This is a genomic window from Actinomycetota bacterium (assembly GCA_030682655.1).
In the GTDB taxonomy this organism is placed as follows: Bacteria; Actinomycetota; Coriobacteriia; order Anaerosomatales; family JAUXNU01; genus JAUXNU01.
On record JAUXNU010000137.1, the window covers coordinates 24059 to 49764 of the forward strand.

Sequence of the window (25706 nt, forward strand, 5' to 3'; positions counted from 1 at the left end):
CGTGGTCGACTCCGCCGCCATCGCTGTAGCAGTCCGGGACGCCATCCGGCGTGCCGCGACAGAGCTGCGACCCGATGTGGCCCGGGCGCTTCGGGATGCCGCCAACAGCGAGCGTTCCGAACGCGGGTGCGCGGTCCTTGGCCAGCTCATTGAGAACTGCGAGATCGCGGCGCGAGATGCGGTGCCGCTTTGCCAGGACACAGGCACGGTGTGGGTGTGGATCGAACTCGGGGCCGAGGAACACGTCGGCGGCGACCTGCAGGGTGCGATCGATCGTGCCGTCGCGGAGGCGTACGCGGACGGCGCGCTCAGGATGAGCGTGTGCCGTGACGCGCTGCTGGACCGGGCCAATACGGGAGACAACACGCCGGCGTTCGTGGACGTGACCGTGCGCCCGGGCAAAGGCGCCCGCGTGCACGTGATGCTGAAGGGCGGCGGCTCCGATAACGCGTCGGCGCTCGCCATGCTCGACCCGTCGGCGGGGCTGGACGGGGTGCGGCGCTTCGTTCTCGAGACCGTGCAGGCCAAGGCGAGCGGCGCATGCCCGCCGGTGGTGGTTGGCGTGGGGGTAGGGACGACGTTCGACAAGGTGGGCTCGCTGGCCAAGAAGGCGCTCCTGCGCGCGGTCGGGGAGACCAACCCGGATCCGCGTCTCGCGGCGCTTGAGCGTGACCTGCTTGCCGAGATCAACGCGCTCGGCATAGGACCCGGCGGACTCGGCGGCGACACGACCGCGCTGGCGGTACACCTGGCCAGCGCTCCCTGCCACATCGCCGCGCTCCCGGTCGCTGTGAACATGGGATGCAGCGCGGTCAGGTCGGTGAGCGTCGATGTCGGCTGACATGCGGCAGGGTAAGGGCCTCGAGCAGGCCGGGACGACCGTCGGGGTCTCGGCAGGCGCCTACCGAAGGCTTGCGCGAAACCCCAAGTTCCGCCGCCTGTGGCTCAGCCAGTTCGTGAGCGGGACAGGCGATTGGCTCGTTATCGGCTTCCTGATGCCGCTCGTGACACGGTTGTCAGGCGGCTCGTCGTTCGCAGTCGCCGGCATTCTCATCGCCAAGATCATCCCGGCGCTCGTGTTCTCCTCGGTCATCGGGGTGTTCGTGGACAGGTTCGACCGGCGCAGAACGATGATCGCGGCCGACGTGGTTCGCTCCGTGCTCGCGCTGGGGCTCATCGCCGTGGCGGGTTTCAGTCCCGGACTGCAGCTCGCGCTCATCTACATCGTCGTGCTGCTCATGGAGACCGCGTCGCTGTTCTTCTTCCCGGCCAAGAACGCGCTCATCCCGTACCTGGTCGAAGATGACGACATGCCTGCGGCCAACGGGCTCTCGTACACGACGCAGCAGGCGAGCATGCTGGTGGGACTCGCCGCGTCCGGCGCCATTCTCGCAGGGTTCGAGGCGATCGTGCATGCGGTGATGTCGCTCGATATCGTGCTTGTGGACACGCTCATCGAGTTCTTCAAGCCCGCGCTTCTCGGCCCGCGTGCCGGCGTGTTCCTCGACTCGCTCACCTTCCTCATATCCGCCGTCGCGATCCTTGGCATACGGGTCAGGGCGAAGGCACCTTCCGAGGACGGCGCTCTCGACCTGTCGCTTGTGGGCAAGGACGTCGTGGAGTCGTTCCGCTTCCTTGGCCAGCACGGCGAACTCAGGGGCTTCCTTGTGACGATCGGGATGGCGATCCTCGGAGGCGGGACGATCATCCCGGTGGGGCTCACCTTCGTGCAGCAGGAGCTTTCCGGCTTTGGACCGTTCATGGGCCGCAGCGAGCTCCTGCAAAGCCTTGCCGCTTCGCCCCAGACGTTCATGCTCGTGTTCCTTGCACTAGGGATGGTCGCCGGGGCGCTTGTCGTCCCCCGTCTGGCCGGTCAGCTATCGCTGCAGCTGCTGTTCCTTGGCGGTGTCGCCGGGTTCGGCGTGGCGATGTTCGGTTTCGCGAGTTCCGGCACGTACGGCGTGGCGGGCATCTTCGCCGCAGTCGCAGGACTGTTCATCGCGACCGTGACCGTGGCAGGGAACACCTACGTGATCTGTACCGTCGCCGATGAGATCCGCGGGCGTGTGTTCACAGCCCTCGAATCGGTGATTCGTGTCTCACTCCTGCTCTCGATGATCGTCATGGCCCCGATAGGCGACTTTGCGGCGAAGATCGTGAGGCGCATCGTGGAGTTGCAGGAGATGAATCTCAGCAACGTGACGGTCTCGGGTTCGCAGGTCGCCCTGCAGCTCGCGTCGCTGATCGTGCTGGCTGCGGCCGTGTACGCCTTCCGCACCCTGAACTGGCGGACTGCTCAGGAGCATGCCGATGCGTGACCCGGTCGACATACGGCTGCCCGCCTCGCGAAAGCAGCTCGCATCGCTTGCTGCCGGTGATACGGTGGCGCTCAGCGGACCGGTGTTCACGGCCCGCGACACGACCCACGCGCGGCTGGTCGCCGAGCTTGAGGCCGAAGAGCGACTTCCGTATGGCCTGGCGGGTCAGACGCTGCTGTACGCGGGGCCGACACCCGCGGCGGCCGGACGTGCGGTGGGCTCGGTCGGGCCGACGACTGCCAGGCGTATGGATTCGTACACACCGGCTCTTCTGGAAGCGGGTATCGTCGCGATGATCGGCAAGGGCGCTCGCGGCGCCGCCGTCATCGAGGCGTGCGCGCGTCTTGGGGCGGTCTACTTCGCAGCGGTGGGCGGTGCGGCCGCGCTGCTTGCGACCCACGTCCGTGCTGCGGAGATCGTCGCCTATCCTGAACTCGGCACAGAGGCGCTGATGCGCCTGGAGCTCGACAAGTTCCCTGTCTTCGTGGCGATCGACACGGCCGGCCACGATCTCTACTCAGAGGCGCCCGAGGACTGGCGTGGGCGCGCCGGAGCCGGAGTTGGTGAGCGATGACCGCCAGGGGAGTTCTCATCACACTCGAAGGCGGCGAGGGCTGCGGCAAGTCCACGCAACTCAGGTTGCTCTCAGACAGGCTGCGGGCGGCGGGATTCACCGTCACCATCGTTCGTGAACCCGGCGGTACCGCCGTGGGAGAGGCCGTGCGATCGATACTGCTGGATCGGGATCATGAAGGACTGGACTACCTTGCCGAACTTCTGCTGTACGAGGCCAGTCGTGCTCAGCTCGTCGCGCAGGTCATTCGACCGGCGCTGGCCTCGGCCGGTATCGTCATATGCGACCGCTTCGCTGATTCCTCCACCGCCTATCAGGGCTACGGTCGAGATCTTCCGCTCGATGAGGTGCGGGCACTCAACAGGGCAGCCACAGGAGGTCTGGTGCCGGACCTGACGATCGTGCTCGACGTCCCGCCCGAGGTCGGCCTGGCGCGAGCGTCGAGGGAGTCACAGCCCGATCGACTCGAGGCGGAGTCGGTGGCTTTCCACGAGCGTGTTCGCGAGGGCTTCCTCGAGATCGCCGCCGCAGAACCGGAGCGGACGGTTGTCGTGGACGCGAGCGGTTCCGTCGCCGATGTCGCAGCGCTCGTATCGAAGGCGGTTCGCTCCATACCCGTCATCGGAGTGGTCTTCGGAGGTACGGACGAATGAGTCGCCCTTGCGTCTGGGACGACATCATCGGCCAGCAGAGGGTCGTCGAGCACCTGAGGACCACGGTGACCACGGAAGCCGTCGGTCATGCCTACCTGTTCGTCGGAGCTCCGGGAGCCGGGAAGAAGACAGCGGCGAAGGCGTTCGCATGCGCGCTCTACTGCCACGACGACGGATGCGGTGCCTGCTCGACGTGTTTTCGCATCAAGAAGGGCTTCCACCCCGACGTCCACATCATCGGTCCGGAGGGTGCGGCCACCTACATGGTCCCCCAGATCCGGCAGGTGATCCACGATGTCGGTCTGAGGCCCGTCGACGGCGACCGCAAGATCTACATCATCGAATCGGCGGACACGTTCAACGACTCTTCGGCCAACGCGTTCCTCAAGACTCTCGAGGAGCCGCCGGACGACGTGGTGATCGTGCTGCTTGCGCCCTCTTTCGACTCGGTGCTGCCTACGATCGCGTCCCGCTGCCAGATCGTGCGTTTCCGCCGCATTCCACCTCAGACCGCCGAGCGCCTGCTTGTCGAACGGACCGGCGCGCAGCCCACCGAAGCGCGCGCCGCTCTCGCCGCGACCGGCGGCGTTCTGTCCCGCGCCAAGGAGTTCCTCGCGTCGCCCTCTCGCCGGGAGGCGAGGACCGCGATGTTGCGGGTGCTGAAGGACCTTCCCGTGATGGACGGCCACGACGTGCTGCGCAGCGCTCGCGAACTGCTTGCCGCCGTCAAGGCGCCGCTTGAGGAACTCAAGGAGATCCACTCTGCCGAGGCGCGCGAGCGCCAGGAGTTCCTCGGCACGTCGCCTGGAAAGGCGCTGGCCGACCGGCAGAAGCGGGAACTGACCGCGCGCGAGAGGGAGGGCGTTCACGAGGTTCTGAGTATCGCGGAGAGTTGGCTGAGGGATTGCTTGGTCATGTCACAGGGCGTGGGTGAGTTCGTGTCGAATGACGACGCTTCCGACGCCATGGAGGAGGTGGCTGCGATCATCACTCCTGCGGCTGTGAGCAAGGCGATAGCGGCTGTGAGGGAGACTCGGCGGCGCATCTCGTATAATGTGAGTCCCCAGCTGGCCGTCGAGGCCATGCTCTTCGATATCCAGGAGGTTCTTACGTGCCCACGGTAGTGGGAGTCAAATTGCGTCTCGCGACGAAGGTGCTCTACTTCGATCCTGCAGGCACAACCCCAGATACTTCCGACCACGTTGTGGTCGAGACAGAGCGAGGTACGGAGATAGGTCAGGTCGTTGAGGCGCCGCACGAGGTCGCCAGCGCCGACCTTCCCGCTGCGCTCAAGCCCGTCGTGCGCGTTGCCGACGAGGCTGACCTGGCGACCGCAGCCGAGCTGCGCGAGCGCGAAGACGAGGCGATGCCCATCTTCCGCGAACTTATCGCCAAGCACGGTCTCGACATGAAGCCGATCGACGTCGAGTACCTCTTCGACGGTGCCAAGGTCATCTTCTACTTCTCTGCCGAGGAGCGCGTCGACTTCCGCGAGCTTGTCCGTGAGATGGCTGGCCGCGTGAAGGCGCGAGTGGACATGCGACAGGTCGGAGTGCGCGACGAGGCCCGCATGGTCGGGGGCCTAGGGCACTGCGGACAGATGCTGTGCTGCGTCAGGTTCCCCGGCGAGTTTCAGCCGGTGTCGATCCGTATGGCCAAGGAGCAGGACCTCCCGCTGAATCCCTTGAAAATCAGCGGCCTGTGTGGAAGACTCATGTGCTGTCTTCGCTATGAGTACGACGCCTACAAGGACTACAAGTCCCGGGCACCCAAGCGCGGAGCGATTATCGAGACCCCCATCGGAGCTGGCAAGGTCGTTGATCTCAACACCCCTCGCGAGACCGTGACGATGCGGACGCAGGAAGGCACGACGCTGACGGTTCCGCTTTCGGCGATGGAGTGCGGCTCGGGCAAGGGTTGTCCATGCGTCGTTCGCCAGGAAGCGCTCGAAGCGGCGGGTGTCGCTCTGCCGGCCTCGATCGCGGCTCCGGCACAACGCGAGACTGCCGAGGAGAAGCCGGCCCGAGATCGCGGCAGGGGACGGCAGTCGGATCGGCCTGGCAGGCGGCCGGAGAAGTCCGGCCAGAAGGCGGCCCCCAAGCCGGTGGACAAGCCGACCGAGGGCAAGAGCGAGCGCAAGACCGAGGGAAGGACCCAGCCAAAGGGCGAAAGCGAAGGGGCGGCACAGCCGAAACCCGCAGCCCGGAGGCGGAGGCGTCGCCGCAAGCCATCCGGCGGCGAGGCCACACAGGACGGCTAGAACGATAGTGCGCCGACGTAGCTCAGCTGGTAGAGCAACGCACTCGTAATGCGTAGGTCAGGGGTTCGAGTCCCCTCGTCGGCTCCAGGTAGTTCACCTGCGGAAACACACCGTTTCGGCAGATACAAGAGGCCCGCAGGATTCACGTCTGCGGGCCTCATGCGTACTATCCGTGCGCCTATTTTGCCGCACGGGCCTCATTCCGGGCCTCTCCGAGCGCTTCCACGGCCTTTCGTTTCCGAGTGTCGAAGGCGTGGGCGTAGGTCTTGAGCAGAACGTCCGGGGAGTGCCCTGTCATGGCCGCGATCGTCACGGCGTCGAATCCGAAAGCGATCATCTGCGATACCCAGGAGTGCCTCAGAACGTGCGGCGCGATGTGTCCGAGCGTGTTCCGCTCCGCGACGGTCCTGAAAGCGACCGAGAACGCCTCAGGAGTGATGAGAGGTTTACCACCACAAGATGAAGATCGTGTCACTTGTGGAGCGCGACGGAGGGCGCCGCTCGTTCCATGTTGACAAGGTGAATCCTGCAACCATCACGCCCATCCGGTGCAACAACATCCTGGCTGAGTCACGAGTCCATACTGACGAGTCCTCGATCTACTGGCGGATACGGGTGGACGAGAGGTACTATCTCTTCATCAGTTCAACGTATGCCGACTCGGAGGCAGAGCTTCGTGCCGTGATTTAGGCAGTCATCGAACTGGACTGCATCCCGGTTGACATGGAGCTGCCTCCTGCAGCGGAGCCTGGGGTTGACGTTGCCGCCATCAGAGGGAGGAGCAATCCATGAGGATTCGAAACGGACTCCGCAGGCGTGCCGCCCTAACCTCCGTGGTGATGTTCTGCGTCGCACCGTTGCTGCTCTCCGGCGTAGCCAGCTCGGCTGCGCTCGACCCGGCCTCCTCGACCCTGCTGGGAACCACGACGCGCGTCTCTGTGGCCTCGGGTGGTGAACCGGCAAACAACGTGGCGATGCTCTGCTCCATCTCTCACAACGGACGATACGTAGCATTTGCTTCGAATGCTTCCAATCTAGTCCCCGGCGACACGAACGGGACGTGGGACATCTTCGTCCGCGATTCCCTGATGGACGTCACCAACCGCGTCTCCGTGGCCACGGGCGGTGCTCAGGCAGACTACATGAGCTGGGACAACGCCATCTCCGCCGACGGCCGCCATGTTGCGTTCACCTCACATGCGAGCAACCTTGTCCCCGGGGACACCAACGATGTCCTAGATGTGTTCATGCGTGATATGCGATCCGGTGAGACCACCCGCGTCTCGACAGCCTCCGACGGCACCCAAGGGAACTATGCTTCAGGAAGCGCCGGGGGGTTCAACGGTGAGGTCGCGATCAGCGCCGACGGCCGCTATGTCGCGTTCTCCTCTCAGGCCTCCAACCTCGTTTCGGACGACACCAACAGTGCCGAAGACGTCTTCGTGCGAGACACGCTTGCGGGCCAGACCCGCCGCGTCTCAGTGGCGTCGGATGGAGCTGAAGGAAACGCTCAGTCGGGCAACCGCGTCGGCCTCGCCATCTCCGCCGATGGCCGCTACGTCGCCTTCGCGAGCGGCGCCACCAACCTCGTCCCGGGCGGCACGACGAGGTACAGTGTCTTCGTCCATGACACCGTGGGCGGTGTGACAAGGGTGGTCGGACCGCTGATCGGACCGCCGGACGGTTACGGTTCTGCTACTGCTGGTCTGGCCATCTCCGATGATGGACGCTACGTGGCATTCGCATCTACTGTTTCCGACCTCGTCGTCGGCGACACGAACAACGCCCAGGATGTCTTCGTCCGCGACATGCAGGCCGGCGCCACCACTTGCGTCTCGGTGGACTCCGATGGCCATCCTGGAGGCGCACCCTCCGGCTACTACACCGGCATCGGCATCTCCGCCGATGGCCGCTACGCTACCTTCGCGAGCTACGCATCGAATCTCGTACCCGACGATACAAACCACGAGATGGACATCTTCGTCCGCGATACGGGGACCGCTACGACCACTCGTGTGTCGGTAGCATCCGACGGTACACAGGCCAACTACTGGTCTGGTGGGGGAGACGCTGTGTACTGGATCACGGGTGGCCCTGATATTTCGGCCGACGGCCGCTCTGTGGCGTTTCTGAGCAGAGCCTCCAATCTCATCCCCGGCGGCACGAGCGGCATCCAGGCCATCTTCGTCAACGAGGGCGTACGAGACGGTGACTTCTTGCTTTCAGAGGAGTCGTCGACCACGACGAGCACCGTCGCCACGCTCCGTTCAAGGACGGCGACAGCGGATGCTCTGGCCGCCAGCGGCGACCTCACCGGCACCGTCGAATTCGAGGGCCTGGAGCTCGTCACCGTCGAGACCGGTGCTTTCGCAGACAAGGGATTCGTGAGCGCCCGATGGCGCGCCACTCTAGAGGGCGTTGAGTACACGGGGGAGTGGTCGGCACTCGTTTCGTATGAGGAGGGCGCGAGGAAGTACCGCTTGCGAGGGATGTTCGACGGCGATCTGCGGGGCACGGTTGACGGGTATCTTGCAGAGACGACGTCAACCACCGGCGTATTCGACCGATACACAGCGACGTGGCGGCTCACGAGCGGCGGCGCCCTCCTCGTCTCGGCAGCCATCGGCGTCGAGGGCAGCTTGTCGTATGACGGACCTGCGACTGACTATCCATCGACCGAACTCGACATTGAGCAGATCGCCATGCGCGGCTCGGTCTACGGATCCAACGGCGGGCCGCTCGGCGCCACGCTCACAACTGCCCGAATCACGGACCCGGCCAGTCCGTTCACCGGCAAAGGCTTCACCATCATGTCGTACGTCTGGGGCGGAGGTTCCGGCCAAGGGTGGGCAACCGTCCGTCCAGATTCCCTATATGCTTCGACCGAGGCAAGGGGGATGCTCAGCGGACCGCTTGCGGGAAGCATCGAGGGACGCTTTGACGAAGGTACATTCCGGGGGACGACTCAGCGAATCGATGCGGGCCGTCCGCCTCAGCCGGAGCTTAGGGCGAGGATTATTGGGCCGGAGCGTGTCAGCCCCGGCCAGACGGTAGACTACGTCGTGGAGCTGCGCAACGACGGCTTGCTCCCGGCGAAGGACGTGAGCGTCGTCCTTCTGCCCTCCGGCTTGGGCGATCATGTCTCGTCGACTGACGGCGGCGTCTACGATGGCGTGCTGCACTCGGTGCGATGGGATCTCATCGAGGTTCTGCCCCGCTCGACCGTTCGTTTCTACTACCGCACGACGATCATCTGGGGTTTGCCGAACGACGCCCCACTCGGATTCAGCTCCGCGGCACTTACGCACGACGGGGCAGATGCGCTGCTCGCCCACCACACAGCGCCTCTGAGCCGCGAGCAGATGAGCGCCGGAGAGCTGCTCTGGGGGGTTGCAGGGAATGTCGTCGGCGTTCCGTTTGTCGCTGTCAGCGAGTTGTTCGGGGTCAGCCAGCTGATGCCCGACGCCGTCTTCTACTACATCGCGAAGCGGCTCAACATGGCCATCTTGGAGGCCGACGAGACCAATCTCGACTCCCTCATCAGATATCGGGATGCAGTGCTGACGCTCTTGAATAGCTGCAGATACGATGCTAGCTACATTGCCGATCACTACCCCGCTGGCTCCACTCTCAGGAGCATCATCATTCAACTGAGGCAGGATAGCGGAGTCACGTCACTGAAGGCCGACACGTTCTCCCACGCCAATGCCGCCCGTGACCCCAACGCGATGTCGGTCACTCCGACCAGCGCCATCCTGCCCGGGACCATGCTCGAGTACACGATCGACTACGAGAACGAGGGCGAAGGCACCGCCTACGGCGTCTACATCACCGACGTCCTCGACGAGGACCTGGACGATTCGACGCTGTCGATAGGCGGTGGGGGCACGTACGATGCACCGACTCGCACAATCACGTGGTTCATCGGCGAAGTCGGCCCCAGTGAGAAGGGCCAGCGCACGCTGAGCGTCAGCGTGGAAACAAGCTGCGTCTCGGGCGACGAGGTCATCAACTACGCGACCGTGCACTTCCCGAGCGTGCCGGAGGTGACTCCGACGAATCCGACCGTTTCCCGGGTCGAGACCACGCGTCCGACTACCCCGACGGTCGTCGATGATGGCTCATACACGGCGACAGAGACCGTTGTGCAGGCGACTTGGTCGGCCGCTGATCCCGAGTCGGGGATCGCGGAGTACCAGTACGCGATCGGCACGGCGCAATACCCCGCAGCTGGCTGGAATAGCGTGTCGGACTGGACTTCCGTTGGGACCGAGACCGTCGTTGCCGCGCAAGGGCTGTCTCTCGCAGATGCCGGCGTCTACTACGTTTCCGTCAAAGCGCGCAACGGCCTCGACATGTGGAGCGACGTCGGGGTCAGCGACGGCATAATCGTGGACGTCTCACCGCCGGTTCCGGCTTCTGACGCCACAGCTTCCTACATGGGTGTCGCCACCGTCCACATCACCGCCACAGACACAGGTTCGGGCGTGGATTGGATTGAGTACGTGCTCGACTCGGCTGCCCCCGTCCGTATCGACGGAGATGCTGCCTCCTTCACGGTCTCTTCGGCAGGAAAGCATACCGTGGCCTACCGGGCGGCGGACGCCGCGGGCAACGTTTCCGGCACCGTGTGCAAGACCTTCACGGTCGCCACGACGGCTGAGGAAGCCGAGCGCGTTTCGAGCAAGACGCGCTACTCCACCGCGGTCGCCATAGCCCGCAAGGGTTTCGACACCGACCCGACCACTCCCGGGACGCAGTGGGGAGGGGTGACACACGTCATAATCGCGTCGGGCGAGGACCGTGCGGCGGCCGACCCGCTTGCCGCCTCCGGTCTCGTCTGGGCATACGACGGCCCGCTGTTCCTCGTCTCTTCAAGAGATGTGCCGTCCGAGGTCGAGCAGGCCGTGGCCGAGATCAAGACCCAGGCGGGAGGCACCGTCACCGTACACATCGTAGGCGGCCCCGTGTCCGTGCCCGAGGCGCGCTACACCGAGCTGTCCAAAGCCGTGGGAGGCGGGCTCGCCAAACACAGGCTGCTTTCCACTGGGGGAAGATACGACATGGCCGCAACGATCGCGCGTGAGATGCGGAAGGCCAACGGCGGGGTGGCTCCAGAGGTCGTGCTCATCGCGAACGGGGCTGACCCGGCGAAGTTCTTCGACGCGCTCGCGCTCTCGCCGATAGCCGCGGCAAAGGGATATCCCATCCTGCTCGTCTCTGCAGGCTCGGTGCCTTCCGCCACGATGCGGGTGATCGACGAGTTCGACCCCGATCTCATCGTCATCGGCGGCGGGGTCAACACGGTGACCTCTCCCGTCCAGAAGGCGCTTGCCAAGAAGGCGCCTACCGAGCAGTGGTACGTCGGCTCTCGCTACACCACCGCCATCCGCATCGCCGACAAGGCTGTGGCGAAAGGCTGGCTAACCCGTACCATGACGGGCATCGCGGCCAAGCTTCCTGATGCGCTTACCGGAGGCGGCGTGGTGGGACGCGAGGGCGGCGTGTTGCTCATCACCGATGGGGGGAAGCTCACGGGCGAGGTTGGCAGCTGGCTTTCGGCTCACAAGTCGGAGATTGCGCGATGCTACGTCTTCGGCGGGCCGAACTCGGTGACGCAGGGAGTGCTCGACGCCATCGAGGGGAAGCTGGACTAGTCCTGGCACTGCAACGGTGCGCATCTGCAAACAAGACTGCAAACATGCAGGACACAACGAAACGTGCCTTGACGGTGCCAGACGTGACGAAGCTTCAGAAGGCGCCGTGCTAGACGGTTCTAGACGTGTCTACACAACACCAGACGTGACGGAGGGACAAGAACTCGAACACCGTTACGCCGGTTACCCCGGTCTCGAGGGTTCGAATCCCTCCATTTCCGCCAGGACGAACGCAACGGGCCGGAACTCCTGGAGTGCCGGCCCCGGCATCGGGCGGCGCGAGATAGAATCAACATGAACGGCGCAAACCCGCCGCCCATGCCGTGACACGTTAGCAGTATGCCGCCACTCGCACGCAGGCAGACTGTCCCATGGGCTACGCGAGGATCTCGGCCACGCGACCCCGCATGGCAGCCTCGAACTTGGCCCAGGAGAGATCGCTCGCAGGTTGGCTGATGCAATCCGCTGTCAGTCCCCCGTCGCCGGTTACGAACCACGCGGCGTTGTAGAGACGCCTGAGCACGAAACGTCGACACATCGTGACGGCCCTGTCCTGGTAGGAGGAGTTCTTGAACTCCTCATCGACGGGGAAATGCGACTGGCGCACGCTCACGGGCGACCTCGAGCCAGGCTCATCCTGCATCAGGAACACGTAGCCCAGCCACGGCGGCTTCACGCCCAGCAGGCCCTTCTCCGCCGCTTCGAGCAGATCCGTCGCGTTGCCCACGGCTTCCTCGGCGCGGTTATTCATGTTGTTGCCGTAGCTGCCCAGAATCGACTTGAGCTCGATTGCCACCACCACGACGCCGTCGTGAACGGCCACCACGTCCCAGCGTTTTTCGGGCCGGTAGTAACCCGGCAGCTCCACTCTGCTGTCGCGATAGATGCTCGACACGGGAAGCCCGGCGTCCAGAAGAACGGACTCAGCCAACTCCGCGAGTGGATCAAGGTGTTTGCCGCTGGTGACCCCCGCCCTCAATCCGGGGTCGGTGCTGCCTTTGTCGCGGGCTCTCTGTGCCGCCTCCGCCCGCACGCTCCAGCAGCGGACAACGGCGTCCTTGAAGTCCCGACTCGGCATCGCATCCCTCTCAATTGGGCACACCGTTGATTCCATACGCCTCCAGCGAAGCGGCGGTCGCCGCCGCGACATCGCGCTCCTCGAACGCTTGGCCCAGCCGCACCTTCAAGTCGAGTGGTATGTCTTCGGGTCTCGGAACACGGATGAGCCGCAGGTACTGAGCCTGAAAGCGCAGGGTTCCACCTCTCATGCGAACAGCGTACGACGACACGAAGAACTCAGCCACCCGCGAGAGCAACAAGCCTCCCAGCACCTTCAGATCCCATGCGTCTGAGGTGACCCAGTACAGGTTGTGGTGCGGGTAGTAGCTGCCTTCATCCAGCACCGGCTCGATAGTCATCTTCATATCCTGGAAGAGCAACTTCGGTCGCTCACGCAGTCCGGGCATGACCTTGTCGATCGTCCGATACCAGCGGCCTCCTTCGCTCTTCTTGGCAATGTGCCGCTTCGAGAGTTGCGGTTCGTGTGTCTGAAAATACGACCTGAGCTTCGGGTACTCCTGCAGCGGCACGAGCGTGCCATCGGCCGCCCACGGATTCACCAGCCACGTTCGATGCCCCTCGACACGGCCGGAGGTGATGTCGCCCGTCTTCACCAGGGGCAACAGGCGATCGGATTCGACGGCGCTCGCATCGGACGTGACGAAGACATTGTCTGCGCCGGTCGCAATGCCGATTCCCACCTTTGCGCCGGTCTCTTCGAGAAGCGGGAAGCGCGCTTCGAGTTCACGTAGCAGAGTCAAGCTCTCGGGCGTGCCTGTGGGCCAATGCGCATCGGTATGGAACCAGTCGCTCAGGACCGTAGCCGCGAAGTCGGGGTCGCGAACCGGCTCGCCTCCGTTGTTGGACCACGCCTCTAGGCGGCTGGCCGCACGGGCATCGAAAGTGGGGCATGCGATCGCATAGCGGACTCTCGCCTGTCGGCCCCTGCCAATAATCGTCACGGCAGGATATGCAGAAACCTCCTCGGCGAAGGCATCCACTCCGTGCATCTCGTAGACTGCCCGGACGTTGTACTCCTCCGTGACCAAACGGCGCAGCTTCTTGCCGTATCCGTTGCGCATCCAGCGATCGGCACAGATGAAACAGAGGGCTCCGGCCGGCTTCAGCGAACTGAGACCGACCTCAAAGAAGCCAACGTAGATGTCGCTGCCTTCCGTCATAGTTGAGCATGATCCGACGTATTTCGCCCTCAAGTCCCTGGGAATAGCCTCAGCTCGGATGTACGGCGGATTGCCTATGACAAAGTCGGCCTCATCTCGGTCGTGGCATCGCAGCAGATAGTCGTCGCATGTGACCCAACGCTCCGCCAGCGAGATAGCCACCTTGCGTGGCCATCCCTCCTCGCACAGCCACCTCTCGACCGCTGCTCTGCATGTCTCGACGTGCTGAGTCTGCAGGTCGAAGGCACGGATGCCATCGGCAGCATCGGCAATGTCCAGACCGCGCAAATGACACGCGGCAGACAGGCGTTCGACCATCGGCAGGAGGAAGGCGCCGTCGCCACACGATGGTTCCACAGCCACGCAGCGAGAGAGATCCCGATCGGGCGTGTAGCCACAAAGGTCGAGCATGAGCTCAACCATCCAAGGTTTCGTGAATACAGCACCATGCTCTTGAACAGACGCCATCAAAGCCTCCACATCGTCACCTCATAAGAATAGTCTGAACCCACGCACTTACAACTGCCGAGCATGGCACTGGGCTCTTACCCGCGGCTTACCGAGGTCTTCCAGGAACCGCTCGTGGCAACTGCTAGCCAGGAGATCAACTCGACTCGCTTCGCTCGCGAGTTGTCTCCAATACGTTGGACGGACCCGGGGCAGGATTGTTGTCCGGAGGATCGAGGGCGAGCCTGCGGCCTACATTGGAGACCTCCGGTCGACTCGGTTGGCGCACGTATGATCATAGTCAGCCCAGCAGGACGAACGTGAGGAGGGTTCATGGAGAAGAGGACCCTTGTGGTCGTGGCGGCGATTGTGGCGGTTCTTCTTGGCGTGATGCTTGGCACGGGTTGCCGTGGGGTGGTCGGCGACCAAGAGAGCAAGCCTGCGCCAACCAGCGTGGAGCCACCGGCGGACAGCGTGGAGCCACCGGCAGACGAGAACGCAGGAGCCGACATCGAGACTGACGAGGGCGTGACAGCTGGCACGGAGCTCGCCGGTCTTCGGCTGTATCCGGATTCAGCCCAAGCGACCTACACGAAGTTCGACTTCAAGGAAGGAGACGCTCAGATTCACATCCAGATAGACGTTGTGGCAGACGGGACCGAGCAAGAAGTGATCGCCTGGTACCAGGGCAATCTGGCAGCCGAGCTGGCGCGACGGGGGTGGACGGCCAGCACCATCGAAATGAACGCAGTACCTGGAGACAGCAGCGTGCGGGAGACGTCGATCATGTGCAACAAGGACTCGGACAGCTTGGGGGGTACGTTCGTGAATGTGTTCTTTGAGAAGTCGACAGGCACGAAGACGCCTGTGACAATCGTGTATCAGGGGCCGATGCCTGCTAACTAGGCGCCCGCCTGCGCACCGCACCGGTCGTCACGAGACCGTGCCGTCCAACAACGGCATCCAGACGGACGGCGCTGCGCGCCGCCGCTCATGCCGAAACACGTTATGCGCACACGGCTCAATTGGGGAGGGGAAGATGACGCAGCACCAGGACGGACAGGCGGAAGCCAGGGAACGCGGCGAGGTTGTTCTCCCGCCAGCTCTTCGACCACTTACTGAAGCCGCCCGGAATGCGTACGAGACCTGGGTGGCTGCTCGAGAGGACGATTCGTTCTTCTCCGTAGACGGCCTGGACGTGGCAGAGCTGGGGCTACGCAAGGCCCTGGAGGAGCTCATCGACGAGGCAACGGCTGTCGGCGTCGATCCGCTTGGGATGTCGGCGGCTGCTCGCCGCGCATTCCCAGAGGCGGTCGGGATCATCGAGCGGATCGTCGCCCAACCTGAGCGGACGGCTTGGCCCGACGCGGAGGTGAACGCAGATCCTCGACTGGTGGGCATTGGCGGATGGCTGGTTCTGCCAGCGATTGGACTCGTCTTGGGTCCGATCGTGAACCTCGTCATGTTGATGTCCGGAGGAGGGTCCGTGCCACAACTTGCTTTGCGCGGAGGGTGGCTGCTCTTGGCAGTCTTCGCTGCATTCCGCTTCTTCGGCAAGAGGACCGATGCGCCGCTCTTCATGATCGCCATGTATGTTGCGGGGTTCCTCATTGGGCTCATGCCTACAGCGGAACAGGCCGCAGAAGTGCGAGCCTTCACGCTCGTGCAAGGCTTCATAGGTAATGGCATTTGGATTGCGTACTTCGCGGTTTCCAGGCGCGTGAAGGTAACGTTCGTCAACTGATTGCACAACGTATTCCTGCGGCGTAAGCATCCTCGGCCTGAGGCGACTGCATTCCGAGTGCTACGCGCACCGCCAATCCGGGTGGTGCTACCCGAACCTTGGGAGGGCCAAGTCCGAACCGCCGTAGTCAAATGGAGACCACACGCGGGCCGCCGGTGCTAACCAGAGCTTCGACCTGGCAAGACTCGGCACGGAGAGCTACGCTCTCCCAAGGCGAGGCGGTGCCTCGCCTTGCAGGTCAAGCTCAAACACGTTGGGCGCAACAGGGGGAAGGAGGCACCGTGTACTCGGGAACGGACGCCGTGGTCGATGTCATTCTGTCCATCGGGTTCCTTCTGTCCATTTGGGGAGTGTGGATCGCGCTGTCCGGCAAGTCCATGGTCAAGGGGCAGCAGTTGACCGCTACGCAGGCACGCACGCAGGCGGCGTTTCTGATTGCGCCAACAGCGGTGAACTTCTACGTGACCTTTGCCGGACTCAGAGGGGTGCTCGGCCCAGTAGTAGCCGTGTTGGTCGTAGTCTGCTTCGTGGCTCAGATTGTCTACACGAACCGCGCGGTTGGAGACGTGACTCTGGACTTGTTCGATGACTTGACGCCAGCGGCCCAGCAGCCTGATCCACAGCCGGCGACAAGCCCGATATCGCGTCCTGACAGTTCCCCCTCCGCACCGAGTGCGGCGCAAGTCCCTGCTCCGGCCTGGTGTCCTGACCCTACGGGTCGTCACAGCCTTCGGTACTGGGACGGCGCGATCTGGACACACCACGTGGCGACCGACGGCCGGCAATCCGTCGATCCGCTGGATGCTGGGCCAGTCCCTGACGGCCGGGGTCCCGCGGTAGCGGGGCAGCCCGAAGGTCCCATAGGGGGGATCGTGGAGCAGGACGCGGGCGACCGCACGATGCTCCCGTCATCTCTTCGGCCGCTATTGGATGAGGCGCAGAGCGCCTACGGAGTGTGGACCAGCCTAGATCGCGATGACTTCTTCTCCAAGGATCGCGTGCCCGTCGCTGAATCGGCCATGCAACAGGTCCTTGAGCGGTTCGTCGCTGGCGCGATCACTGCAGGCATGGCTCCGGACGACGTGTTCGCCGCTCTCCGTCGGAGGTTCCCGGGAGCAGTCGGTCACGACTTCTTTGAGAGGACCGTCTCCTCTGAGGCCGAGTTCCGGACGGCACAGGCTGCGAGAGCGGAAACCAACCGCAACACAGCGCAAGGAAGGAGGTCTTCGGTGAGAGAGCCCGCCGGTGGTGGATTGGAGAGCCGCTATGCGTCGATGTCGACTGAGGAGTTCGCCCTTCTCGAACGGGAAGACCTGACTGCGGAGGGGCGAAGCGCGTACGACCGAGAAGTCGAACGGCGCAGCAGTCCAGAATGGGCTGCACAGCAGGCATGGGAGGATGACGAGATCGCTGTACTGCAGCGCGCCGCGGAGGAGTCCTACTGGGGACCCAACCGCTCAGTTCGTACTCTCGCTCTGTGGGGGGCCGTGAATCTTGGTTTCGGGCTCCTCGTCTCTGCGCAGAACCAGACAGTGCTCGACGGGCTTCAGACTCCAGGTTTCGGCATCTACTTCCTCCTCTACTCGGGCCTCGTCTTGGGTGCAGTCATGCTGGCGTTCGCGGCCTTTGGGCTTGTCAAGAGCGGACCCGAGATCGTCTTCATCGAGGGCTTGATGCTGATCGTCATCGGCGTGTTCAACATGTCACACGAATTCCTTGCCAGTGCTGCACTGAGCACGTATGGATACGCATTCTCGATTTCGTCAAGCCTGTGGTGGGCAGCGATTGGACTGGCGCAAGTCGTTTGGGGAGCGCGGCGGCTGGCGTGGTGGAGACGGATGAAGACGGCGGCGGTGGCGGTCACTTCGGATAGTGAGATTGACCCAGTCCCACCTGCTTGGCATCCCGACCCCACTGCTCGTCATGCCCTACGGTATTGGGACGGTACGAGCTGGACCGGCCACGTGACTGACGGCGAGCGGCAGCGGTACGACCCTCTGCCCGAAGCTGCCTCTCGCATTCAGGAGGTCGAGACGAATACCCATGCTGGCGCCCCATCGTCCGCTTCCCCTGCGTCGCCGCATGAGAACATCGACGTGATTCCCACTCAAGGTGGCTCCCCGACGCAAGAGGCCGCACCGCCCCCGCCTGCTTGGCATCCTGATCCCACGGCTCGTCATGCCCTACGATACTGGGACGGTACGAGCTGGACCGGCCACGTGGCTGACGGCGAATGTCAGCAGTACGACCCTATTCTGGCACCAGCGCCGGAGTGCCGCGGTGCCGGATCACGTTGACGCAATCGTCGGTGCGCCCAACAATGGTTTCCACCTGACTCGCTTCGCTCGCAGGTGAAGCCAAACACGTTGGGCAGACCGATGAGTTCGCACGCGATTGGAGGGCTCCGATGAGACCGCTGTCCGTCGTGCTCGCCTTGGCGTGCGCGCTCAGCATCACCGCCAGCGCTTGCACACCGGCGCGACCGCTAGCAGTGCAAGGAGCGCCGACGGTCACCGCCGGGAGCGTCGGACGCGAGACGAGCTCCTCCGACATTCCTTTCGACGAAGCAGCGGTCCTCTCCGGGCACGCGAAGGGGTTTGCTCAGTACAGTCAGATCGTTCATGGGATGACGTACAAGCAGGTAGCCAAGATCATGGGAGCACCGAATCCGCCATCCCGCTACGCCCCCGACACATCTGCGTACGAGAGGGTCATCGGGAAGCGCTATCTATGGGGCGGTCGCGACTTGGAGGAGCCAACGATTATCGTGTCGTTCAAGAACGGCGAAGTGGACACGAAGCACTTCGACTGCTCCGCTGCGGCGACTCTACTCTGGAAGAGAGGCGCCGGACTCTCCTCTACGAAGCTGAAGGGAATCATGAAGGGAATGGACCCCGGGCAGGTCCGGAGAACCGCGCGAGTGCCAATCGCTCCCCAGTTCCTTTGGGGCGACCGGACCGTCACATTCTGGGACGCCAAGGTCACCATCATCAACTGACGCGCACCCGACAGTAGGACTTGCGTTGGCTGTCTGAGTTCAAGTTTGAAGTGCAACACTTCGCCTTCCGAAGCGACTTCCTACGATCGTGCATAGCATTCCTCCGGTGTCCGGTAGCCGAGGTGGGCTGGCCCCATTCGCAGTACCGCTCAGCGAGTTAGGGCCTCCGGTTTCCCCTCCATCGTAGCGAAACCTCTCACGCCGCGTCCCATGATGCCGCGAACTGCTCAGGGGTCATGTAGCCGAGCGAGCTGTGCGGATGCTCGGTGTTGAACTCGATCCTCCATGATTCGAGGACCACGCGGGCGTGCTCGATGCTCCAGAACTCGTTCATGTTCAGGCACTCGTCACGCACCCGGCTGTTGAACGACTCGGCGAAGCTGTTCTGCCACGGCTTCCCGGGTTCGATGTGATGCGTTGTCGCTCCCTGGGTCTCGAGCCATTCCGTGAGCTCGAAGGCGACGAACTCGGGACCGTTGTCACTTCTGATCGTCGAGGGCTTGCCACGCACCGCGAACAACTTGGCGAGCACGCCCTTGACCGCGGACGACGTGAGCGAGCGCGCCGGCACGATCGCGAGCGCTTCCCGCGTGAACTCGTCGATCACGGTGAGGATCTTCATCCGGCGCGCGCCGCGCTGCGGGAGCCGAATCTTCCCGAGGCGCATCTGGCCGGCCCCGAGCTCGACGTACGCCTGCTCGTCGATCACCGCGCTGACCTGGTAGAGGAGCGCGGGCGCATCCAACAGAGACTGCGTTGGAACATCCATGACCTCGAGGTCGGGCTCGAACTGCCTCCGCGGGTGCTCGACCGCTACGGCTGGACCGGCTCGAGGGTGCGCTTCTGGCGCTGCCCGACAGCGTCCGGTGCCGCATCGCCGTCGAACAGGTCGGGCGCTGTCGCGCGCTCACCGAAGAGGTCCGCTCTCTCGAACGCGAGATCGAGACTCTCACGCTAGAGCTCATCCCCGAGCTTCTGGCCTTCCCGGGCTGCGCGGCCATCGGTGCGGCACACCTCATCGGCCAGACGGCAGGCGCTTCGCGATTCGGAAGCGAGGCGGCCTTCGCCATGCACGACGGCACGGCTCCTCTGCCGGTGTCCTCGGGCAAGTCGACACGCCACAGGCTCAACCGTACCGGGAACAGGAGACTCAACTCCACCATCCACATGATCGCGATCACGCCGATCCGTACACACCCGCCCGCGATCGCGTTCATGGAGCGCAAACGGTCGGAGGGGATGAGCAACCGCGAGGCGCTACGGTGCCTGAAGCGCCACATCTCGAGGGCGGTCTACAAGACGATGGTGAGGGCTGAGAGCGCGCGGGCGGGGCGGGTGCTCGAGGTCGACTTCATCACCGATCCGGTCGCTGTCGCGGTGTAGAGTTGACATAGGAGCAACAGCGGGCGGCGCGAGCTAGAATCAACATGCGCGGCGAAACCCGCCGCTCATGCCGTAACACGTTGGCCGTCACCTCCGCCGCAACGATGCTAGAATGTTCAACGTCACGCGTTTCGCGTGCGACGCCGTTCGGGGGGGGGGTCTGTATGGGACGCATGGCGATGTCTCGCGCTTCCAGCCGCCACCACCCGTATGCCCTGCTCTTGCTGTTGGGCGCGGCTGCACTTCTGTTCGGTTTGGGCATGGTCGCTTGCGGGCCAAAGTCGCCTGGCCCCGTGGAGCGCGAGGCGCAGCAGTCAGTGGAGTCATCGGTTCCTACCTTGCAGGAGACCACGGCCGCCCCGAACGTACCGGCCACCCAGCCTCCTCACGCTGCGGAGCCGCCTCCTCGTCCGAAGCCCACTGCTGTCTCAATCACGGCTCCCACAGCCGGTGAGGATGTGGACGCCCAATACGGGGTCTCAGGAGTAGCTCCTCCGGGCGATGGAGAGCGGCATCGATTGTTGGTGCAGGCGGTCACCACCGGCAAGTACTTCCCCCAGGGCTCGGATCTTGTCATCGATCCCGAGACCGGGGACTGGCTGCAGTCCTGCTACTTCGGCGACGTGGGGCGCAACGTAGGCGAGTCGTTCATAGCGATTGTCGCGCGCGTGAGCGACGGCGCGGCGAATAGTCTCGATGCATTTCAGGACGAGTGCGATCGCAAGAACGCTTGGCCTGGCATGACGTCGCTGCCCTCCGGCGTCGAGATCGTCTGCCGCGTCGAGGTGCGGCGCCGCTAGGAGAACGGCAAAGGACATGGACGCACTACTGCGCTTCCTTGCGGGGCTCTCACCGCGCTACGCTATCGCCTTGGTCGGACTTATGTGCTTCGCCCTCAGTGTGGCGGGTGTCCTCCCGCTCCCAGGTACGAAAGGCTGTAGAGTCCTCAGACTAGTCTTGTGGCAGCGCCTGGCGTTCGCCGCAGGCGCGATCATCTTCCTGTGGGTCGCGATATGGCAGCTGGACACCCCGCCCGTCGCCATCGCCATCAACCGGCCGAGCGAAGGCGCATCCGTCGAGCGTAACGAGATCATCTCCGGTACAGTGCGGTCGCTGGATGCCAACGAGTGCTTGCGCCTGTTTGTGTTCAGCGGCGACACAGACCTGTACTACCCTCAGGAGCGCGAGTTTGAATCCGGACGCGATGGGAACTGGAACGGCATGGCGCACTTCGGCGAGACCGGAGACGGCGGGCGCAGTTTCGCTCTCATCGCTGCTGTGGTAGACCGCGGAAGCGCTGCTGCGACCAGTGGGGCCATAGGCGGTCGGACCAGCACGGTCGCCCCTCTCGGGAATCTGCCCTCGGGCATCATCGACAGCTGTAGCGTGAAGGTCAGACGCAGCGCGAACCCGTGACGGCTAACCAGGAGATGGAGCGGACAATGCTCTGCATTGCCGCTCATCTCCATTGCGCTAGGTGAAGGGCTTTTTGCAGCAATCTCTGGCTTGGACCTTGTGTACGGAATCCGGTGACGGGTAGTATGTACTTGTACGGATGTCGTACACGGTGGCGGGAGGCGGACACATGGGCGGTGACGCGCACCTCGGTCAGACACTGCGTGGATTTCGCGAATCGCGGGGTATCTCTCTCAAGGCGGCAGCAAGAGCACTTGGTACCGAGCGTCACGCAACAGTCTCTGAGATTGAATCCGGTAGAAGAAGCGCCAGCTTCGCGGAGATGGTCAAGTTAGCTGAAGCGTACGGGCTCACTCTCCCTGACGTCCTCGATGCGGTCGCTGGGAGACCGGATGTTCTTGAGGTCTCGGTAGCTCTGCCTCGAGCCGCCGGTTCTTTGGAGGATGTAGATCGAGCCGCAATCGCGCGGCTCGAGAAGCTGGCAAGAGACTACGTCTCGCTGAAGTCGGTAGTGGAATCGTGAGTCCTGCGTTCTACATCCAGGCAGAAGCGCTTGCCGGGGAAGAGCGGCGGCGCCTGGGTCTCGGCGATGACCCAGTGATCGATGCACGAGCATTGGTCGAGCAACAAGGGGTTCTCGTCTATGTGACCCCGATTCCTGGTGGCTCTCTGTCCGGCTGCTTCGTGGTTGTTGCGGGTGAGCCCTGGATGATGGTCAACTCAGCACATCCGCTCGGTCGCCAGCGTTTCACCATTGCGCACGAATACTGCCACTCGCTTGTCCATCGCGACTTGGGCTTCGTGGTCTGTGGTCGCGAGAAGCCCCCGCATGAGAAGCTCGCGGATGCCTTTGCTGCGGCGTTCCTCATGCCGGCGGTTGGTGCGGCAACCTTCTTCGCGGCGGATCTAGGCCGTCCCAAGGTCGACGCCCAGAAGGTCGTCGACTTCTGCTATGCCTACGGCGTGAGCTACCGCGCAGCCGTCTATCGGCTGCACAATCTGAGGATCATCACCGCCCCGCATCGTGACGCGCTCCTTGAGGAAGCTCCCAGCCGAGTGGCCGCCTCGATGGGCTATGATCTGCAAGACCCGACGTGCCCCTTCTACGCCACGAATCCTGACACTGGTCGGGCGTTTGATTCCCTGCCTCGCGGCTATCGTTCCTTGGCAATCAGTGCGTTTGAGGACGAGCGCATCTCGGAGTCCAAGCTTGCTGAACTCCTGGGCGTGGACGTTGACGACCTTGACAACATTCTCGATCCTGTCGAGGTCGACGATGTCCTCGTCGGATGATGGTGAGCGATATGTTCTCGACTCATGTGTCGTCATCGACTTCTGCGGTCGAACGGACAATCTCCAACACCTGATAGCCCATGTTGGTGATGCTGCGCTCATCACCTCAGCAGTCGAGGACGAGCTCAAGCGTCTCCGCGAGAAGCAATTCCCCTTCTTGAGCAAGTTCTTCGAGCTGGTTGAATGCGGCAAGGTTCAAGTTGCTGATCCCGATATCGCGAACGAGACTGCTGAAAGAATCATCAGCAAGTGGACGCGGAGCTTCGGGGCTGGCGAGGTGTCTTCCGCAGCCCTTGCGGCATCGCGTGGATGGATCTTCGTGAGCCAGGACCTCGAGCCAATGCGACAGTTGCGACTCTCGGAGACCATCTTCATGGAAACGACCAGTGACATACTGAAGTCGCTGACCCGACAGCGCGCAATCACGAAGCAGCAGGCCACTGAGATCCAGGCAGCAATCAGGAGATCCTCGAAGCCTCGGCGACGTCGGTGAACTCCCGGCGCCTGGTGCGATGTGAAGCCCAGACTCGGCGCGCGGGATAAGCTTCTCCCGAGGCGGGGCGGGCCTCGTCTTGCAGGTCAAGCTCAACAACGTTAGGCCAAACCTGGCGGGCGGGGTCTCGGCGACTGCCACAGGAATCGGCCGCTTTCGGAGTCTGCAGGACGCGAGCACGTTGTTGCAGGAATCTGAGAAGTGTGATATCGGTGATGCGGGGCAACCCACACTTGTCGCAGCCCGCAGGCCTGCGTTCCGCAGCTGTGTTGCGCCAATAGTACACGTTTACGGGGTCTGAGCTGTGGAAACGGGCGCGAACACGCCGACACGGCGTGTATCTAGGGGTCGGCGTTACCGCAGGTCAGGAGCTTGCGGGTGCCGGAGTGAGTTCGTGGATCCGGGGCGGCTCTGGAAGCGCGAGCTTGGCGAGGATGGCACGTTGGGGGGCGGTGATCTCGGTGCGCTGACTGAAGGTGCCGGCGGGACCCCGGAAGGTGCCGATCCGCATGCGCTGAAGCTCGTGGCGGATATCGGGCCAATGTCCGCCACACGTGGTCTCGACGACGCGGACCATCAACAGGGCCAGCCAGCACAGCAGCACATGGGCGCGGATGCGCTCCTCTTTCCGGTGGTAGACCGGTCGCAGGTCGATGATCTGTTTCATGTCCCTCCACCCCCGCTCGACCTCGAGCAGCTGCTTGTAGCCCAGCGCTATGTCCTCTGCCGACAGCGTGGGATCGGAGCAGCGCAGCAGGTACTTGCCGTCGAGCTTGCTCTCGGTCTCGACCGCGGCCGCGTTGACGCGCAACAGCCCACTGGGTGTGACCCGCAGGAAACGGTTCAGACCGGGCTTGGTCGAGATCACGCCACGCAGCTCCGCCCGCTTGGTGGCGGTGAGCCTGTCCGTGCCGGCGATCGTGTCTTGAAGACTCGCGACGAGGCTCGCGCGCACGGCGGCGTCCCGCACGGCTCCTTCGGGGTTGTGGCAGATGATGAAGCGCTCGTGCTCCGAGATGCGGACCTCTTTGACGCGCAGGTTCTCGGCGACGGTCCGGTAGCGGCCGGCCCGCGACAGGGCGGCGGTGGCTTCGGCCGAGCCCGAGCGCAGCTTCTCCCCGATGATGTAGTGGTGGTCCCCGCGGCGCAGGAAACGGCGATTCTGTGCTGAGGAGAACCCCCGATCCGCGACCCAGACGATCCGCGACAGCGTCCAGTCCCGCAGATCGTCCTTGGCCTGGCGGATCAGGGCGGAGTCAGACGTGTTGCCCGGCCAGCACCACGTCCGCACCGGGATCCCCTCCCTCGTGACCGCCATGCCGATCACGACCTGCGGCAGGTCGCCGCGGTGGTCTTTGGACTTGCCGTGGGTACGGAAGCCCACGGTCGAGGCGGCGTCGGCGGCGTCCGCGTCTTGGAGAACACGGCCAAGCTCGTCCCTCGCGACCGGCTCGTCGGCCTCGTCGACTTGGAAGTAGGTCGACGTGGTGTCGAAGAACAGCAGGTCGACCTCCAGATCGAGCAGGTTGGCGACCTGATGGAACACCTCGCGCTCCAGCTCCGGCGCGATCTGGAGCAGCCAGTCCATCGCCCGATAGCACGCGTCGTCGGTGGTGCTCGGCATCCCCTCGATCGCGACGTCCTCGCAGACCCAGTGAGACGCGGCGAGCTTGGACGACGGGGCCAGCGCCCGGTTCGCGACGAGAGCGAAGAGCACTCGCTCGGCGGAGACGTCGAGCCGGCGCCCCGCAAGGAGTCTGCGCATCACGGAGTCGATCCCGAGGCGGTGCCACACTCCTTGGAGCACCCAGACACCGCCCGAAGGCCGGGACTCGAGATACGAGAGCCCCTCGGGGGCGGCCGCCGTCAGAGCGGCATCCGGATCCAGGAAGCGCGACACCGAGCCGATCAGACGCCGCAGGGCCTCACGGTTGGCGTCGTCCTCCCGGCCGAAGTTGTGGATCACGGTGACCTTGGAGCGTTTGGCCACCGGGTCCCACACGTTGTGGGCCAGCTGCAGGTAGCGGACGACCGAGCCGTCCTTGTTCTTCCGTGGTGTCGTCCGCAGGTACATGACTAGACAATCCCACATATGCACAGGCGGCACAACCCGTAATCTGAGAAACGTGTATCTATGACATTTCGCGTTTCCTGCTAGGCTGCAAGCCTTTGACCTGCGGTTTCAGTGTCAGACATGGCCCAAAGACCGGATTAGCTGCGGAACGCAGGG

The 25706-nt window shown here is 63.8% G+C and carries 23 protein-coding genes and 1 tRNA gene; 19 read left to right on the forward strand and 5 right to left on the reverse strand.

The annotated features are described in order from the left end of the window. Position 1 precedes the first annotated feature (1 nt). The 7 genes from Q8K99_08715 (at position 2) to Q8K99_08745 (ending at position 5892) form a co-directional block, all read left to right on the forward strand. Complete coding sequence (locus Q8K99_08715) at positions 2–841, forward strand: fumarate hydratase (GenBank protein MDP2182635.1); 840 nt, start codon at positions 2–4, stop codon at positions 839–841. Then, complete coding sequence (locus tag Q8K99_08720) at positions 831–2318, forward strand: MFS transporter (GenBank protein ID MDP2182636.1); 1488 nt, start codon at positions 831–833, stop codon at positions 2316–2318. The genes Q8K99_08715 and Q8K99_08720 overlap by 11 nt, the downstream gene beginning before the upstream one ends. Next, positions 2305–2892 (forward strand): FumA C-terminus/TtdB family hydratase beta subunit, encoded by a 588-nt coding sequence (locus Q8K99_08725; GenBank protein ID MDP2182637.1) that lies wholly within the window; start codon positions 2305–2307, stop codon positions 2890–2892. The genes Q8K99_08720 and Q8K99_08725 overlap by 14 nt, the downstream gene beginning before the upstream one ends. Further along, positions 2889–3545, forward strand: coding sequence for a dTMP kinase (tmk, locus tag Q8K99_08730; protein MDP2182638.1), 657 nt, complete (start codon positions 2889–2891; stop codon positions 3543–3545). Before Q8K99_08725 ends, tmk begins: the two co-directional genes overlap by 4 nt. Then, a complete protein-coding gene (locus Q8K99_08735; GenBank protein ID MDP2182639.1) occupies positions 3542–4669 on the forward strand; it encodes a DNA polymerase III subunit delta' C-terminal domain-containing protein in 1128 nt (375 codons plus the stop codon). Before tmk ends, Q8K99_08735 begins: the two co-directional genes overlap by 4 nt. Beyond that, positions 4657–5805 (forward strand): stage 0 sporulation family protein, encoded by a 1149-nt coding sequence (locus Q8K99_08740; GenBank protein ID MDP2182640.1) that lies wholly within the window; start codon positions 4657–4659, stop codon positions 5803–5805. The genes Q8K99_08735 and Q8K99_08740 overlap by 13 nt, the downstream gene beginning before the upstream one ends. Positions 5806–5816: 11 nt before the next feature. Continuing rightward, positions 5817–5892: transfer RNA gene (locus Q8K99_08745), tRNA-Thr, on the forward strand. A 91-nt stretch (positions 5893–5983) separates the two neighbouring features. Here the strand turns inward: Q8K99_08745 and Q8K99_08750 are convergent. Continuing rightward, positions 5984–6280, reverse strand: coding sequence for a tyrosine-type recombinase/integrase (locus Q8K99_08750; GenBank protein ID MDP2182641.1), 297 nt, complete (start codon positions 6278–6280; stop codon positions 5984–5986). On the opposite strand from Q8K99_08750, the gene Q8K99_08755 reads away from it, so the two are divergent. After that, on the forward strand, positions 6265–6495 hold the full coding sequence (locus Q8K99_08755) for a hypothetical protein (protein ID MDP2182642.1): 231 nt from the start codon (positions 6265–6267) through the stop codon (positions 6493–6495). The two genes, Q8K99_08750 and Q8K99_08755, sit on opposite strands and share 16 nt — an antisense overlap. 98 nt (positions 6496–6593) lie before the next feature. Beyond that, on the forward strand, positions 6594–11462 hold the full coding sequence (locus tag Q8K99_08760) for a cell wall-binding repeat-containing protein (protein MDP2182643.1): 4869 nt from the start codon (positions 6594–6596) through the stop codon (positions 11460–11462). Between the two features lie 376 nt (positions 11463–11838). Here Q8K99_08760 and Q8K99_08765 read toward each other — a convergent pair whose 3' ends face one another. Together Q8K99_08765 and Q8K99_08770 are read right to left on the reverse strand one after the other, a co-directional pair. Continuing rightward, positions 11839–12540, reverse strand: a complete 702-nt coding sequence (locus tag Q8K99_08765) for a PaeR7I family type II restriction endonuclease (protein ID MDP2182644.1) — start codon at positions 12538–12540, stop codon at positions 11839–11841. Between the two features lie 10 nt (positions 12541–12550). Then, the gene (locus tag Q8K99_08770) at positions 12551–14170 is read right to left on the reverse strand and encodes an Eco57I restriction-modification methylase domain-containing protein (protein ID MDP2182645.1); all 1620 of its coding nucleotides are present in this window, start codon (positions 14168–14170) and stop codon (positions 12551–12553) included. Positions 14171–14482: 312 nt separating this feature from the next. On the opposite strand from Q8K99_08770, the gene Q8K99_08775 reads away from it, so the two are divergent. The 4 genes from Q8K99_08775 to Q8K99_08790 all read left to right on the forward strand — a co-directional run bounded on the left by Q8K99_08775 (position 14483) and on the right by Q8K99_08790 (position 18891). Further along, positions 14483–15055, forward strand: coding sequence for a hypothetical protein (locus tag Q8K99_08775; protein ID MDP2182646.1), 573 nt, complete (start codon positions 14483–14485; stop codon positions 15053–15055). Between the two features lie 133 nt (positions 15056–15188). Further along, positions 15189–15893 carry a DUF2569 domain-containing protein gene (locus Q8K99_08780; protein MDP2182647.1) on the forward strand — a complete coding sequence of 235 codons (705 nt, stop codon included), beginning with the start codon at positions 15189–15191 and terminating at the stop codon, positions 15891–15893. A gap of 281 nt (positions 15894–16174) precedes the next feature. Further along, positions 16175–18190, forward strand: coding sequence for a DUF2510 domain-containing protein (locus Q8K99_08785; protein MDP2182648.1), 2016 nt, complete (start codon positions 16175–16177; stop codon positions 18188–18190). A gap of 110 nt (positions 18191–18300) precedes the next feature. Beyond that, positions 18301–18891: a hypothetical protein gene (locus Q8K99_08790; protein ID MDP2182649.1), complete on the forward strand. Its 591-nt coding sequence runs from the start codon at positions 18301–18303 to the stop codon at positions 18889–18891. A gap of 196 nt (positions 18892–19087) precedes the next feature. On the opposite strand, the gene Q8K99_08795 is transcribed toward Q8K99_08790, so the two are convergent. After that, on the reverse strand, positions 19088–19660 hold the full coding sequence (locus Q8K99_08795; GenBank protein MDP2182650.1) for an integrase core domain-containing protein: 573 nt from the start codon (positions 19658–19660) through the stop codon (positions 19088–19090). A 206-nt stretch (positions 19661–19866) separates the two neighbouring features. Here Q8K99_08795 and Q8K99_08800 point away from each other — a divergent pair, with 206 nt between their 5' ends. From Q8K99_08800 to Q8K99_08825, 6 genes are all read left to right on the forward strand, one after another. Next, positions 19867–20274, forward strand: coding sequence for a transposase (locus Q8K99_08800; protein MDP2182651.1), 408 nt, complete (start codon positions 19867–19869; stop codon positions 20272–20274). A 164-nt stretch (positions 20275–20438) separates the two neighbouring features. Continuing rightward, complete coding sequence (locus tag Q8K99_08805) at positions 20439–21074, forward strand: hypothetical protein (GenBank protein MDP2182652.1); 636 nt, start codon at positions 20439–20441, stop codon at positions 21072–21074. A 16-nt stretch (positions 21075–21090) separates the two neighbouring features. Next, entirely contained in the window at positions 21091–21690 is a 600-nt protein-coding gene (locus tag Q8K99_08810; protein ID MDP2182653.1) for a hypothetical protein, read from the forward strand. 169 nt (positions 21691–21859) lie between these two features. Continuing rightward, on the forward strand, positions 21860–22213 hold the full coding sequence (locus tag Q8K99_08815; GenBank protein MDP2182654.1) for a helix-turn-helix transcriptional regulator: 354 nt from the start codon (positions 21860–21862) through the stop codon (positions 22211–22213). After that, the gene (locus Q8K99_08820; protein MDP2182655.1) at positions 22210–22983 is read left to right on the forward strand and encodes an ImmA/IrrE family metallo-endopeptidase; all 774 of its coding nucleotides are present in this window, start codon (positions 22210–22212) and stop codon (positions 22981–22983) included. Before Q8K99_08815 ends, Q8K99_08820 begins: the two co-directional genes overlap by 4 nt. Then, the gene (locus tag Q8K99_08825) at positions 22967–23476 is read left to right on the forward strand and encodes a hypothetical protein (protein ID MDP2182656.1); all 510 of its coding nucleotides are present in this window, start codon (positions 22967–22969) and stop codon (positions 23474–23476) included. The genes Q8K99_08820 and Q8K99_08825 overlap by 17 nt, the downstream gene beginning before the upstream one ends. Before the next feature lie 364 nt (positions 23477–23840). On the opposite strand, the gene Q8K99_08830 is transcribed toward Q8K99_08825, so the two are convergent. Then, entirely contained in the window at positions 23841–25550 is a 1710-nt protein-coding gene (locus tag Q8K99_08830) for an IS1634 family transposase (protein ID MDP2182657.1), read from the reverse strand. Between the last annotated feature and the right edge of the window lie 156 nt (positions 25551–25706).